This window comes from Staphylococcus sp. acrmy, assembly GCF_022690565.1.
In the GTDB taxonomy this organism is placed as follows: Bacteria; Bacillota; Bacilli; order Staphylococcales; family Staphylococcaceae; genus Staphylococcus; species Staphylococcus caledonicus.
This window is the reverse complement of record NZ_JALCVE010000005.1, coordinates 183658-198127: the sequence shown is the minus strand read 5'-3', so window position 1 is coordinate 198127 and position 14470 is coordinate 183658. Positions and strand designations below refer to the sequence as shown.

Annotated in this window: 16 protein-coding genes; 12 read left to right on the top strand and 4 right to left on the bottom strand. The window is 31.8% G+C overall.

What is annotated here, in order from left to right:
• Positions 1-445: 445 nt before the first annotated feature.
• The 9 genes from FH144_RS07265 (at position 446) to FH144_RS07225 (ending at position 9305) form a co-directional block, all read left to right on the top strand.
• Entirely contained in the window at positions 446-1123 is a 678-nt protein-coding gene (locus FH144_RS07265; protein WP_242314707.1) for a Bax inhibitor-1/YccA family protein, read from the top strand.
• A 448-nt stretch (positions 1124-1571) separates the two neighbouring features.
• Complete coding sequence (locus FH144_RS07260) at positions 1572-3722, top strand: helix-turn-helix transcriptional regulator (RefSeq protein WP_242314705.1); 2151 nt, start codon at positions 1572-1574, stop codon at positions 3720-3722.
• A 159-nt stretch (positions 3723-3881) separates the two neighbouring features.
• A complete protein-coding gene (locus tag FH144_RS07255; protein WP_408642063.1) occupies positions 3882-4226 on the top strand; it encodes a transcriptional regulator, SarA/Rot family in 345 nt (114 codons plus the stop codon).
• A 152-nt stretch (positions 4227-4378) separates the two neighbouring features.
• On the top strand, positions 4379-5095 hold the full coding sequence (locus tag FH144_RS07250) for a YebC/PmpR family DNA-binding transcriptional regulator (RefSeq protein ID WP_242314703.1): 717 nt from the start codon (positions 4379-4381) through the stop codon (positions 5093-5095).
• Positions 5095-5580 carry a cupin domain-containing protein gene (locus FH144_RS07245; protein ID WP_242314701.1) on the top strand — a complete coding sequence of 162 codons (486 nt, stop codon included), beginning with the start codon at positions 5095-5097 and terminating at the stop codon, positions 5578-5580. The genes FH144_RS07250 and FH144_RS07245 overlap by 1 nt, the downstream gene beginning before the upstream one ends.
• Before the next feature lie 308 nt (positions 5581-5888).
• On the top strand, positions 5889-6491 hold the full coding sequence (locus FH144_RS07240; RefSeq protein WP_198610917.1) for a ribonuclease FAU-1 family protein: 603 nt from the start codon (positions 5889-5891) through the stop codon (positions 6489-6491).
• 153 nt (positions 6492-6644) lie between these two features.
• Positions 6645-7499: a LysR family transcriptional regulator gene (locus FH144_RS07235; protein WP_242314699.1), complete on the top strand. Its 855-nt coding sequence runs from the start codon at positions 6645-6647 to the stop codon at positions 7497-7499.
• Positions 7500-7596: 97 nt separating this feature from the next.
• Positions 7597-8817: a sugar efflux transporter gene (locus FH144_RS07230; RefSeq protein WP_242314697.1), complete on the top strand. Its 1221-nt coding sequence runs from the start codon at positions 7597-7599 to the stop codon at positions 8815-8817.
• Positions 8817-9305, top strand: a complete 489-nt coding sequence (locus tag FH144_RS07225) for a DUF456 domain-containing protein (RefSeq protein ID WP_242314695.1) — start codon at positions 8817-8819, stop codon at positions 9303-9305. Before FH144_RS07230 ends, FH144_RS07225 begins: the two co-directional genes overlap by 1 nt.
• A gap of 248 nt (positions 9306-9553) precedes the next feature.
• Here the strand turns inward: FH144_RS07225 and FH144_RS07220 are convergent, their stop codons facing one another.
• Entirely contained in the window at positions 9554-10243 is a 690-nt protein-coding gene (locus FH144_RS07220; RefSeq protein WP_242314693.1) for a DUF1129 family protein, read from the bottom strand.
• Positions 10244-10576: 333 nt separating this feature from the next.
• Between FH144_RS07220 and FH144_RS07215 the strand changes: the two genes are divergently transcribed.
• From FH144_RS07215 to FH144_RS07205, 3 genes are all read left to right on the top strand, one after another.
• Positions 10577-11104 (top strand): SA0632 family lipoprotein, encoded by a 528-nt coding sequence (locus tag FH144_RS07215; RefSeq protein WP_242314692.1) that lies wholly within the window; start codon positions 10577-10579, stop codon positions 11102-11104.
• Positions 11105-11466: 362 nt separating this feature from the next.
• Entirely contained in the window at positions 11467-11763 is a 297-nt protein-coding gene (locus tag FH144_RS07210; protein ID WP_107507803.1) for a hypothetical protein, read from the top strand.
• A 105-nt stretch (positions 11764-11868) separates the two neighbouring features.
• Positions 11869-12414 (top strand): GNAT family N-acetyltransferase, encoded by a 546-nt coding sequence (locus FH144_RS07205; RefSeq protein WP_242314689.1) that lies wholly within the window; start codon positions 11869-11871, stop codon positions 12412-12414.
• Between the two features lie 124 nt (positions 12415-12538).
• Here FH144_RS07205 and FH144_RS07200 read toward each other — a convergent pair whose 3' ends face one another.
• The 3 genes from FH144_RS07200 to FH144_RS07190 are packed head-to-tail and all read right to left on the bottom strand — an operon-like array spanning position 12539 to position 14247.
• Positions 12539-13105, bottom strand: a complete 567-nt coding sequence (locus FH144_RS07200; RefSeq protein ID WP_242314687.1) for an LOG family protein — start codon at positions 13103-13105, stop codon at positions 12539-12541.
• Positions 13105-13566, bottom strand: coding sequence for a YaiI/YqxD family protein (locus tag FH144_RS07195; RefSeq protein ID WP_107507800.1), 462 nt, complete (start codon positions 13564-13566; stop codon positions 13105-13107). Before FH144_RS07195 ends, FH144_RS07200 begins: the two co-directional genes overlap by 1 nt.
• A 6-nt stretch (positions 13567-13572) precedes the next feature.
• Complete coding sequence (locus tag FH144_RS07190) at positions 13573-14247, bottom strand: hypothetical protein (protein ID WP_242314684.1); 675 nt, start codon at positions 14245-14247, stop codon at positions 13573-13575.
• Between the last annotated feature and the right edge of the window lie 223 nt (positions 14248-14470).

Below are 14470 nucleotides of genomic sequence, written 5' to 3'. Positions count from 1 at the left end.
TATATATCCTTTATAAATTAATTCGTATATCACGTATTCATACTATCAAAAATGTAGACTACTGTGGGCGTTGTTATTATCTTGTAATATTGTTAATATTTGTCCTATTATATGTAAAAGTCCTATAACCATTGGCACACATGATGTGAAGCCTTATTGAAATAATATATAAATTTTATAAGAAAATAAATTTGTAACATTTCAGCTCGAAAAATGACAAATTAATTATGTATTAAAAGTCCCAAAATGGCTCAACACCAGGCTTTATAGTTGCAAAAAACATAGTTGTAATAAACACTTTTAAAAAGGTGGATTAATTTGAAAATAAATAATTTAAAGATAATTGGGTACTGTAAAAGTAGATAAAATAAACCTTTTTAATCTTTAGTAAGATAATGTACAATCAAGATAAATATTTAGTATGAAAATCAAAGAGGGGTCAAAAATGTCTCAGTCTTCAAATACGGCGCAAAACGTAGCGTCTAATAAAAAAGTAAAAAATAAAAGTCATCATAGCCAAAGTACTCACGCTTATGCTAAAGTGTGGTTATTCTTTACATATTACTGGATTATCTTTGGTATCGGTTGTTACTTTGGCCAATACTTACCTATGGAATGGAGACGACCATTATCAATTGGTTTATTCGTACTTATACTAGCGACTTTATTTATAAAACGCGCACGTAAGTACGGTCTAGTCATTTCACATATCTATGCCATTATAGTAGGCTTATTGTCTTACGCTACTTTTACAACCTATATGCAAAACTTAGGTCCAGATGTATTTTATAAAAATGTATTACTAGCAATTGGCGCATTTATTATATTCGGAATATTGGGGTACTTTATAATCAATGATGCCTCAAGTCTCGGTAAATATTTATTTGTAGCTTTTATTGCTTTAATCATTGGTGGGTTAATTGGAATGTTTGTTCATAATCCAATTTATCATACAGCGATTACTATTATCGGCTTAATTTTATTCTTAATGTACACGTTATATGATTTTAATAGGATGAAGCGTGGTAGTTTTACGCCTAGGGAAATGGGCTTTAACTTATTTATTAACCTGCTTAATATTATTAAAGACGTTTTACGATTAGCCAATCGCTTTAAAAACTAAACAAAAACACATATAATCCATTATTACGAATTTAAGATGTTGACGAATTGTTTTCATTTTCGATTTTGTAGGGAGTGGTGCAGAAATCCAGTATGCATTGAAAGATTTCACCGTCCTGTTCCGGCAAACTTAACTAGAAATGACAATCGAAGTTGTAGTATGTGATCATTTCGACTAACTATTGCCAAATTAAGCAGTCTAGCACATTTGATTATAAATGACTGAGACTCCTACAAATCATTTAAAATTGAGGCAATATCGTAACATCTTTTTTTAAAATTAGTAGATACCCAATTTAGAAAAAAATTAATATATTCTTACGTGTGTTTTTGATTTAGAATTAATATTGTGGTAGATTTACATTTAAACAATATATATAAGTTATGTTCTTGAAGATAATTTAGTACAATTAAAAGAAAGGCTATCATGAATAGAAAGAGGTTAATATATGTCTAATGCCTATTTTCATTTACTTACCAAACATGAGTATAAAATGACGCGCTGTCAAGATGGTATTATTTTACTTTTTCCAATAGAAGGCCAACTGAAAATTCAGCACTTTACCAAAAATATTACAATTGAAAATGAAATATATATTATCAATAATACGGATATCTTTTCGATAAAAGAGAATAGTAAAACATTGATGGTTTATATTGCTAGCGACTGGTTTAGAGACGAAGGGTTCGATTTCTTCGATTATAAATATTCTACTAATCTGCTTAAATCAGTGAATGCCATAAAAAAGGCGTTACTTCAATTAGCAATTAATCATTTAAAGGATGCTAATGTCTCTGAAGATGCAAAACATATAAGAGATATTGTTAATATTATTGGTAAACAGGGCAGTATGGAAAAAAGTATTGCTAATAATCAGTATCATTTTTCATATTATGGTGAGTTAAGCGATGTATTGGAATATATTAATAAAAATATAGATAAACGATTAACTTTAAAAGATATTTCATCTCATTTATTTACATCAAAATCTAATTTGTCGGCACAGTTTAATCAAGTGTTAAATATGGGATTTAAATCATACGTCGATACGCTTAAAATAGCCACTTCGTTTGAGCAATTGTTAACTACCGACTATACAATTAGTTTGATTAGTGAAAACTTAGGATTTAGTAATGCGTCGAGCTACTCTAAAACATTTAAAAGCTACGTTGGCATCACGCCAAATGATTATCGATCCTGTAGTAAATACGAGAAAGATATTGATATGGACTATGAAAGCCATATAGACGATAGTCTTGAAAAGATCAATCATCTTATACATTCTAAGCACCAATATTACCAAGAAAAAATTGAATATAATATATATGTCGATTCGGAGACAGAAGAAGTTGTTGAACCATACTATTTGGTATTACAAATTAATACCATAGAAGAAATAAAATTATTATTCTTACAAGATTTTGCGAGACCGTTACATCATGAAAATTCTTCACTTATGTACTATTTAAAAGTGGACATGCGTGATATAAAAGACCAATTCACCATTTATGAGCGTCAACTTATGTTCGAATACATTATAAAAAATGATTTAAATGTAATTTTCAGATTAGAAGATTTAGGATTAGTTGATTTTCTAGAATCTAATTATGAAGATGTGATGGATCATTTCAAAGCGAATAACATTCCGGTGGACGGTGGACATGAGCTAGGTCTTGTATTTGATTTAGATGAAATAGATTTAAAAACCATCTATCGTGTCATATTAAAAATTCAACATAAAACAAGTCGTTTTTCTTTCGGTCTAGAAATTAGCAAACTATTAAATGACCCCGTACTGTTTAAAACGATAGAATCGCAAATTAAACGTATTAATTTCGAGTTTTTATATATAGATAATGCTAAATTGAAAATGCCATACTTAATTGAGAAAAATGAGCGTCTTTTAGTTAAAAATATATTACGTTATCAGAATATTAGAGAAATCTTACAGCAAATAGACTTAGAAAATAAGAAAATAATATTCCTTAACTTTGAAAATCATAATTTTATAAATAATCAAAATGGCAATTTAAATAATAGTGCACCATTATTAATAGAAACAATCGTAAAAACAGCTAGGTATTTTAATGGCATTAGCTTTAATTTTAAACATTACACCGATTTGTTTAACGCATTGTATTTATTTGATGAAAATGGCTTCAAATCTATTTTAGGAACCATGATAGATCAGTTGGTTTCAGTAAATATACAGCCAAAATTGATTAAAGATAATTATATTATTGTTAATGACGAGGACAGTTATACGGTATTTCTGTATGATTGGCGTGTATTAGAAAGTGAGTCGCGTGAGGTAGATTATGAACAAACAGATACACACATAGATTTTAAAAACGCAGATTTAAAAGATAAATACCTTGTGAAGATTCAAAAGATAGATGACTATCATGGCAATATTAATCATATTATTTCGCCAGATATTAGAGAAAAATACCAATGGTCTACGAAATTTTTACGCAATATGAATGATTTAACCCACCCAGCATATAAAATTCGAGAACATAACTTTAAAAAAGGTCCGCTAAAAATAAAACTAAATTATAATTCACTTTATATTATCAAAATTTACAAAAAAAGATGATGACGAAAAGAGTATTGCGCAACAATATTTGACTTTGTTAGTAAATTTAACAAAAACTTCAAAACAAATGAAAACGACAGGCTTTCAAATATAAAGGATAATGGATAGTAAGTTGTCTGCTTATATTTGGAGGTGCAAGTAGCATTGAACAATGACAAGATGAATAAATTATTAGATTTTTACAAACAATATAAAGCATTATCAGAATATATAGATAAACAATATAAGTTGACATTAAATGATTTAGCTTTATTAAAATTAGCTCATAAATATACGATTGATGATCAAATACTTATGCAATCATTTTTAAAAATTGCAATAGACGAGTTAGATTTAAGTAGAACTAAATTATTAGTATCAATACGCAGACTTATAGAAAAAGAGAGATTAAGTAAAGTTCGTTCCACTGAAGATGAACGTAAAATTTTTATTTATATGGATGAAACGAATAACGAAAAATTCGATGCTTTATTTAATGATGTTGAAGAATTTTTAAACATTTAATTGTACTAATTGGGAGAGTACTGACAGAGGCAATGCTTTGTCAGTATTTTTTATGTTTAAAATGAAATACATGGTCGTTGCTTATCACTTTAGACAACGTTCTATGAATGCTATATAATAGTGATTATTGAGTATGAAAGTGAGATGACATTATGGGACGTAAATGGAACAACATTAAAGAGAAAAAAGCCCAAAAAGATAAAAATACAAGTAGAATATATGCAAAATTTGGTAAAGAAATATATGTTGCAGCTAAATCAGGTGAACCTAATCCTGAGTCTAACCAAGCCTTAAGATTAGTACTTGAAAGAGCTAAAACTTATTCAGTACCTAACCACATCATTGAAAGAGCAATTGATAAAGCGAAAGGTGCTGGCGAAGAAAATTACGACCACTTACGTTATGAAGGCTTTGGTTCAAGTGGTTCAATGTTAATTGTTGATGCTTTAACAAATAATGTTAACCGTACAGCCTCAGATGTTAGAGCTGCATTTGGTAAAAATGGCGGAAATATGGGTGTATCAGGTTCAGTAGCCTATATGTTTGATCACACCGCTACCTTTGGTTTTGAAGGTAAATCAGCTGACGATGTGTTAGAAGTACTAATGGAACAAGATGTCGATGTTAGAGATGTCACTGAGGAAGGCGATATTACTATCGTTTATGCAGAACCAGATCAATTTGCCCAAGTTCAAGACGCGTTACGTCAATCAGGCGTTGAAGACTTTAAAATTGCTGAATTCGAAATGTTACCTCAAACAGATATCGAATTATCGGAAGATGACCAAGCAACGTTTGAAAGATTAGTAGATGCGCTTGAAGACCTTGAAGATGTACAAAATGTCTTCCACAACGTGGACTTAAAATAATGGACTTTAGTGCAGAGTACTGGGTACAACAACTTAACCTTACGCCACATCCTGAAGGAGGCTACTATAAAGAAACTATACGAACTAATGCTACTAACCAATCGCGTGGTTCCGTTAGCAGTATTTATTTTATGCTTAAAACAAGTGACATTTCACATTTTCATCGTATTGATGCTGATGAAATATGGTATTATCATGCTGGCGTACCGTTAACAATCCATATGATCACACCACAAGGTGACTATCAATCGGTAGATCTAGGTCCTTTTATATCAAAAGGCAATGTAATGCAGTGTATCGTGCCTAAAGGTACAATCTTTGCCTCTAGTCTAATAGAGACAGAAGGATACAGTTTGGTAGGATGTATGTGTCAACCAGCATTCGACTTCAATCACTTTGAGTTGTTTAGCCAACAAGAACTACTCGATGAGTATCCTCAACATAAAGAGATTATTCAGCGTTATGCGCTTAAAAATAAACAATAATATGCAGTCCAGATAAAGCTACATACAGCCTGGTGGTTACTTTCATGACTTCAAGGCTTTATGTAGCTTTTTCTTTATAGCTTTATCTAGCCTTTTTTTAATTTAGGTGTTTTTCTAAAAGTTAAGATAAAAAAGAATTTACCTATTAAATACGAGTATTTTTATCAATATTCCCTAAAATTTGTAGAGATGTAGTAAAATAAATATGAAAATTTAAAAGATTTTACGTGCGTATTTCAAATAGGAATGACTAAAGATGACATCAATAGGTCAGTTTAATATAATAATTACAAGGAGTTGGTGGCTTTATGAAAATTAAATATATAGATAAACGTCACTGGCGTCGCCTTATAGAACGTGATTACATAGAAGTTAAGGTAAATAATAATAGATTCAAGGGTATTATTGGATTGGTCACGATGAAGAAGGTCCGTGAGCCTCTAGAGGTGACGGTGGTTGGCCAGAACATAATTGTTGCTAATGACAATTATCAATGGTTACAGATTTTGCCAGAAAAGAAACGCTATAGTATTACTGCAATGTTTGATGATAAAGGTAATCCATTGGAATATTATTTCGATATTAATATAAAAAATATTATTCAAAAGGGGAACGCTAGAACTTTAGATTTATTTTTAGATGTTCTAGTTTTACCCTCCACGGGTGAATATGAATTAGTAGATGAACAAGATTTAGAACTTGCATTGCAAAATGGGCAAATCACTCAGAAACAATATCATGAAGCATATATTATAGCGCATCAATTAATGATAGAAATTAATGAAAATTTCGAGGATGTTCATCATCGTATTATGCACTGCTATAACAAGATGATTAGTAAGTTGAAGAAACCGAAAAATCATAAAACATATAAAGAACATATTAAACATCATAGTTCCCATACAAAATAAATATGTTTTTACACTTAGTTTTATATGACAATAGAGAAAAAAAGTAAGAAAGCGAATCAAAAATAGGCTTCACGAACGTAAGATTAAAGTTTCTGAATTGAAATTTATCGCTCATAGCCACGTTCATGGATAAACATAAGTAGGGGGAACGCTATGAAAATTGAAGATTATCAATTGTTAATTACATTAGATGAAACTAAAACATTACGTAAAGCAGCAGAGGTTCTATATATTTCTCAGCCTGCTGTAACACAACGTTTAAAAGCTATTGAAAACTCATTTGGCGTAGATATATTTATTCGTACAAAAAAGCAATTAATCACTACGACTGAGGGCGTTATGATTATTGAACATGCACGTGATATGTTAAAACGTGAGCGATTATTTTTCGATAAAATGCAAGCACATATTGGAGAAGTGAATGGAACGATTTCAATTGGTTGTTCGTCACTGATTGGACAGACCTTATTACCTGAGGTGCTTAGTTTATATAATTCTCAGTTTCCAAATGTTGAAATTCAAGTACAAGTTGGCTCGACGGAACAAATTAAAGCTAATCATCGAGATTATCATGTGATGATTACGCGAGGTAATAAAGTAATGAATTTAACGAATACTCATTTATTTGATGATGATCATTATTTTATTTTTCCGAAAGAAAAGAAAGATGAGGTTGCGCAATTACCATTTATAGAATTTCAAGCTGATCCTATATATATTAGTCAGATTAAAGAATGGTATAACGAAAACTTTGGCCAAGATTATCATGCCACCATTACAGTTGACCAAGTTGCTACCTGCAAAGAAATGTTAGTGAGTGGTGTAGGAGTAACTATTCTACCTGAAATAATGATGAAGAATATAGATAAGAATATGTTTGAATTTGAAAAGGTAAATATTGATTCACAACCTCTAATACGTTCAACTTATATGAGTTATGACGGTAGTATGTTACAACTACCACAAGTTGAATCATTTGTGACGCTCATGCTCAATTTTATCAGATAGATGGAGAAATGCTACACTCGCCTCCATCTTCTCAGTAATGCACAAGATAATGAAACGTAATAACGTTTGTTTAAAGTCTGGAATAGAGGTAGAAATTATGTTTTTAGCACTATTACAAATTAAAAACTATAAATTGTTTGTTGTTAATATGATGCTTCTAGGGATGGGTATTGCCATTACCGTACCTTACTTCGTATTATTTGCGACAAAAGAATTAGGGATGTCGACGAATGAATTTGGTATCCTACTCGCTTTAGCTGCGGTAAGTCAATTTACTGTCAATTCAATTGTAGCCCGATTTTCAGATACGTATAATATTAACAGGAAATTCTTAATTATTAGCGCTTTATTAATGGGTGCTATCAGTTTCTCAATTTATTTTTATATCCATCATATATGGTTGTTTATCATTGTCTATGCAATCTTCCAAGGACTATTTGCGCCGGCAATGCCTCAACTATATGCATCTGCACGAGAATCTATCAATGTATCTTCCTCTAAAGATAATGCGAAGTTCGCTAATACCGTCTTACGTTCAATGTTTTCATTTGGCTTTCTATTTGGTCCATTAATCGGCGCCTATTTAATTCAATTTCTAGGATACGCTGGTTTATTCGGAGGCACAGTAAGCATCTTACTATTCACATTAATACTACAAATCTTTTTCTATAAAGATTTGAATTTAGCGCCAACTGAACATGTAAGTGGCACTACCAATATCGAGAAAACTGCACCGAATATGTTTAAAGATAAAACATTATTTGTGCCTTTTATTGCCTTTATTTTATTACATATTGGCCAATGGATGTATACGATGAATATGCCATTATTCGTGACTGATTATTTAAAAGAACAAAAAGGTTATGTCGGAACATTAGCGAGTCTATGTGCTGGTTTAGAAGTGCCATTTATGGTTATTTTAGGCGTTCTAGCGTCTAAACTTGAAACACGCACATTATTAATTATTGGTGCGATTAGTGGCGGAACATTTTACTTTAGTATCGGATTTTTTGAGAATATTTATATGATGATGGTTGGCCAAATCTTTTTAGCACTCTTCTTAGCCATTCTTTTAGGATTAGGGATTAGTTACTTTCAAGACATTTTACCTGATTTCCCGGGTTATGCTTCCACATTATTCGCGAACGCAATGGTTATTGGACAACTGTTAGGAAATTTATTAGGTGGGGCTATGAGTCATTGGGTTGGCTTGGAAAATGTCTTTTACGTTTCAGCATCATCTATTTTCCTAGGCATGATCTTAATATTCTTTACGAAAGAACAAAAATATACTAAAGAGAATGTGAGTGTGAAATAATGGCAACGATTTTATGGATATTAATTATTTTAGCGTTTATTCTGGCATTTGTTGGATTAATTAAGCCGATTATTCCTTCAGTGTTAGTACTATGGGTAGGATTTTTAATCTATCAATTTGGATTTAGTGACCAAGGCTTGTCATGGATATTTTACGTAGCCATGGTACTCTTTACAGTATTTATTCTAGTATCAGACTTTTTAATGAATAAATACTTTGTCAATCGCTTTGGAGGCTCGAAACTAGGTGAATATGCAGCACTTATCGGAGTTATTATTGGGTGCTTTGTATTCCCACCATTCGGTATTATCATCGTGCCTTTCTTAGCTGTCTTAATTGTTGAATTGATACAAGATTTTAATTTTGGAAAAGCATTAAAAGCAAGCTTAGGATCAGTCATGGCTTTCTTAGCCAGTACAGTGGCCCAAGCGCTTATCATGATTATAATGGTAATTTGGTTCTTTATTGATGTGTTTTTAGTTAAATAAATATAACATCTTTAATTCCAAGTATTTTTGATATACAATCATTTATAGGCGCAATATCTCTCCTTATTGTTGGTTTAGGCACTTACAATTATAGAGATATTTGCGCCATTTTTATATTCTTAAAGACATAAAAAAATTGAGCTGATTTTCATCAGTTCAATTTAGTATAGAACCAATATAACGAGGAGCGAGACTGGAAATCCGTGAAACACACGACATTTCAGTTTCGCTCCTATTTTGATTGAAAATTATAGTACTGTGTTTGAGTTTTTATTTCCAAAATGATGTTCAATATAAAATGCGATAGGCGTAATAATTAAAGATAGTATAATAAATGACCAATTACTGATTAATATAAATGGCCCAAAAGCTAAAAATGATTGTGGTATGAAAAATACATAGAAAAGTGCTACTAATAAAAGTGCAATGATGCAATAATTGAACCACCATACCCAATGAGAATTGTTAAAACTTTGAAGTTGAACGGTCTTAAAAATAACTAAGATAAATAAGAAGATAATAAACAATCCTGCAATAACGATAAGTGGGAAGGTATATAAATAAACCTCGTTATTATTCCCACCAATAAAGAAACCAATAAACCCTTTAAAAAAGCAAAATATACCGATAAGGAAGATAAAATTTCTACAAATATATTTAATTATATTTTGGAACGTTTCATTCGGTAAAGATTTAATTTCTTTTTCAGCGTGTGCTCTGGGATTATGTTCAAAGAATTCTAACGCCAATGTTCCTTCGTCTTCAGCCGCTAATAGCCTCTTTAGTATGCGACTTAGCATTAATTCACTGTCATGAGGATTTACACGTAAATCAGCTCGTACATAGGTGATGTAATTTTCGAAAATCTCTCTATCTGTATTATTTAGGCGCAATGATTTCACGTTATTTTCACGTGTTAATTTTGCAGTGGATTTCATTCGCTAAACTCCTCAACGTCTAAAACTTTTTATTTTTTAAAATAGTAGGTTAATATATGTGAATTATGAATAATCATATCATAGATAAGTTGAGATTATAATATTGAAAAGGAGTTCAACGATATTTAAATATAGACATAATATTTTACTCCTTCTTCGCGATATTGAATGCAGCGATACTTCTTTTCAAAAAATAAGAAAAATAGAGTTGCGATTATATTAGTTCAATAATAAATGTGTGAAAACTTGCTAGGGACAGTGGGTGAATAAATGATTAGACGGCAATTTCATGTTAAAATAAGTTATATTGACTTGTATTTAAAGGAGAAAAGCATGAAAAAATGGTTGGTACTTTTACTGTCTGCTACGATTATGTTGTCAGCATGTGGTAAAAGTGATGAAAGAGCATCATTGGAAAAGGACATTAAGCAATTACAAAAAGAAAATGATGATTTGAAAAGTCAAAAGAAAGATTTAGAAAAACAAAAAGAAAAATTGAATGATCAACGTGAAAAACTACAAAAAGAGGTTGATGAATCGGTAGCCTATGAGTCGTCTAAAGCAAGTTCAGATGATGAGGATAAAGAGAGTAATGATAGTTCGGATGAATCTTCCGACGATACAAGCGATGCTAGTTCATCTGAAAGTAGTATGTCGTCTGATGACCAGTCAAATAGTGATTCGAAAAGTATGAATGCTAATAGTAACGCTAACTCTTCTGACTCAAATGAGACTACGACCCAATCTGCAAACTCTACTGAAAACAGTTCTACTGAGAATAATTCAAGTGAAACTGAAGACGCTAACACTTCTAGCGAACAAAGTAGTTCTGATGAAGGAACGCAAAGTAGTAATGAATAAGTGAAGCTGAAGATTTAATGTTTTGTGTTCTCGGAAAACGATAAATTGTGTCCAACACCTAATATTAATAGGCGATTAAGTTTGACTAGAGGATGTGAAGGGTAAAACTTGAGACTAAGACATTAATCATTTGTGCTCTGGAAAACCGATAAACGGTGTCCCAAAAGTAGGATTCTCGGCAGATACCGTCACAATTCGACAAAATTTGAAGAACAATTTTGCTCATCGTTCGGTTCTGCTCAAATCCTAAACACTTTTGTCCCAACCTCGATACGGTTATATATTTTAAGAATATATAAGCTAGAATAGTTTTAATATTTGATGATTTAAAAAACATAACTAATGTATTGGAGAGATGAGATATGCATGAACAAGATTTTCATATTTTAGAAGGTCGTGAAATGACCTTACCAGAATTAGGTCGCGAAATTGAAAACATCACTGGACGTACAATTGTAGATTCAACAGGAGAAATTAAACGTGTTGTAGCACATTTACCAAATTTCGAATCAGATACAGATACGTTTGTCGCAACATTCAAACTTAATCACCGCAATGATTTTGTGGATGCTACTGTTGTTGCACCAAAGGATCAACGCAATCGTTTAAAAGAAATACCTGTCCATATTAAACTTGTAAGTTACATTTCTAAAGCTTAATAAAACATATTAATTAAAATTAATTATAAATTAAGTGTGTTATGGAACAGTACCCATATCGCACTTTTTTATTAATTGTATTTTCTCTGCAATGGAGTGTTGATTATGGTAGTTTACATTGAAACTGAAAGATTAAAGTTACGAGATTGGGAGGCAACTGACTTATTGCCATTTCAAAAAATGAATGCTAACCAACAAGTAAGACGCTATTTTCCAAGCTTGTTAAGCTATCGTCGCTCTGAATTGGATATGCATAAGATGGACGATATTCTTAAAAAAGAGAAAATAGGGTTATTTGCAGTGGAATTAAAAGAAACTGGAGAATGGCTTGGTTATATAGGCGTCAATTATTTGCCGGACGATAGTAAATATCCCTTTGACGAATTGCCTATTTATGAAATTGGTTGGCGACTTATTCCTGAAGTATGGGGAAATGGCCTAGCTACAGAAGGCGCAACGGCAGTGTTAAAATATGCCAAAGAGAAAGGCATTACCGAGGTGTATAGTTTTACAGCTGAGAATAATTTGCCTTCCAGAAAAGTAATGGAAAAAATTGGGATGACTTTTTATGACAACTTTGAAATGCCAGAGCTTAGTAAATATCATATGTTAAAAAGACAAGTCCGTTACTATAAAGACTTATCACTATAAGATAATAAACCGTGGCATCAATAGTGCTGAATAGAAGACAAGGGTGAAATTCTCTTACTTCTTCAGATTGACTATTATGCCACGGCTTATTTTTGTAATTATAAATGTTAGACCTCGGAAGCAATTAATCGTACGTACGAACGCCCAGTGGTTTGTAATTAAATAATCCTTCAATTAATTCTTCTTTAGTATCATATAGAGGCGCAAGCGCGCTATATTTCTCATCAATAAACCCTTCTTTAATCATATGCTCGATTAAATTTTGAAGCGGTTCAAAGAAACCATTTAAATTAAAGACGCCAATTGGTTTTTGGTGAATACCAATTTGTGCCCAACTATACATTTCAAAGAATTCTTCAAGTGAACCGGCACCACCTGGCGCGATTACAAATGCATCAGCAAGGTCCGCCATTTTTTCTTTACGTTGATGCATGGAATCGACTAAGATGAGTTCACTGACATTTTGGCTTGTAATTTCTTTCTCATCTAACATTTTGGGCATGACACCAATAGCGTGGCCACCATGGTCTAACACGCCGTCTTGAATAGCGCCCATTATACCAACAGACCCAGCACCGAAGATAAGTTCATAACCTTGTTCAGCCATATATTTACCTAATTCATACGCTTCTTTAACGTAAGTCTCATCTTTACCTTTACTAGCCCCACAATACACTGCAATACGTTTCATTACACATCATCCTCCTTAAGTTGATTCACTACATGATTAAATGCCATTCTAAATTGATGTCTATCTTCCTTTGAAAAAGGGGGAGGCCCTTTGTGTCGACCGCCTTGTTTCCTAATCTGAGCATTATTATAACGCTGTTGAAGTAACATATCTATATTACTATGATTGTATATATGTCCTTTATGATGCATTACGATCTTAGCTTTAGTTAATAATAAACTAGCTAGACCATAATCTTGTGTAATGACAATATCGTCTTTAGTAACGAGCTGAACAATCTTGTAATCGACGGCATCGGGTCCGTCATCAATGTATAGCGTATTAACATGTTCAGGGTATACCTTATTTGAATAGTGACTAAAACTACGTAAAATCGTAACAAAAATGCCTGTCCCAGTAGTCAGCTCAATTACTGAATCAACTACTGGACAAGCATCTCCATCAATAAGTACCGTTGTCATAATAAATTACGCCTTATTATTGTCGTCTAATTTATTTTGTGTAACAACGCTATCTGCTTCATAATCCTCGTATTTTTTCATTTCTTTAATACGCGCTTTTTCATTTTGCTTTTGGATTTTTTCTTCGTCTTTATGACGTTGTTCGATATTTTTTTGAAGTTTTTTATCTAATTTGTTAACTTCTTTTTTATTTTCTTTTTCTAGCTTTTCGCCTTTTTTCTCAGTATCTTCATCAAGTTTACCAGGTGTTAAACCTACTTGTTCTTGATATTTCTGAGTTTTTTTCATGTCTTTAATACGCTCTTTTTCGTTCTTTTCACGTGCTTTTTCTTCATCTTTGTGACGTTGTTCAATATTTTTTTGAAGCTTTTTATTCATTTTGTCAGCTTCTTTGCGATTTTTCTTCTCTAATTTTTCACCTTTTTTTTCGATGTATTCAGGATCATTTTCTTTAGCGATTTTTTTCAATTCGCGTTTATTATCAAACTCTTGCTTTTTATCGCCAACATAGTCTTTTACATCTGAAGCTTTATTAGCAATTGTATGACCAGCGTTTGTAGTAGCATTTGTTGCTTTTTGAACCTCAGGATGAGATTTAATACGTTTGCGTTCCACTACTAGTGGCACAATAAAAATTGGTAATACATTAATCGCTGTTTTAATCATCTTCTTTTTGTCCATACGCGTTGCCTCCATTAGATTTATTATTCTCTTCAATACCCTATGATACATGAAACTAAACGGTTTCACTAGCTATAATACTCATATCATTGACCACTTAATAACATAAGTGTGTCCTGTATTTTAATGTGAAAATCACCGACTATACAGTAAAGATATAAAAATAAGCTTGAAGATTATTTCTAAATTGAAATTCATCTTCAAGCTTATCATTATTAAATAT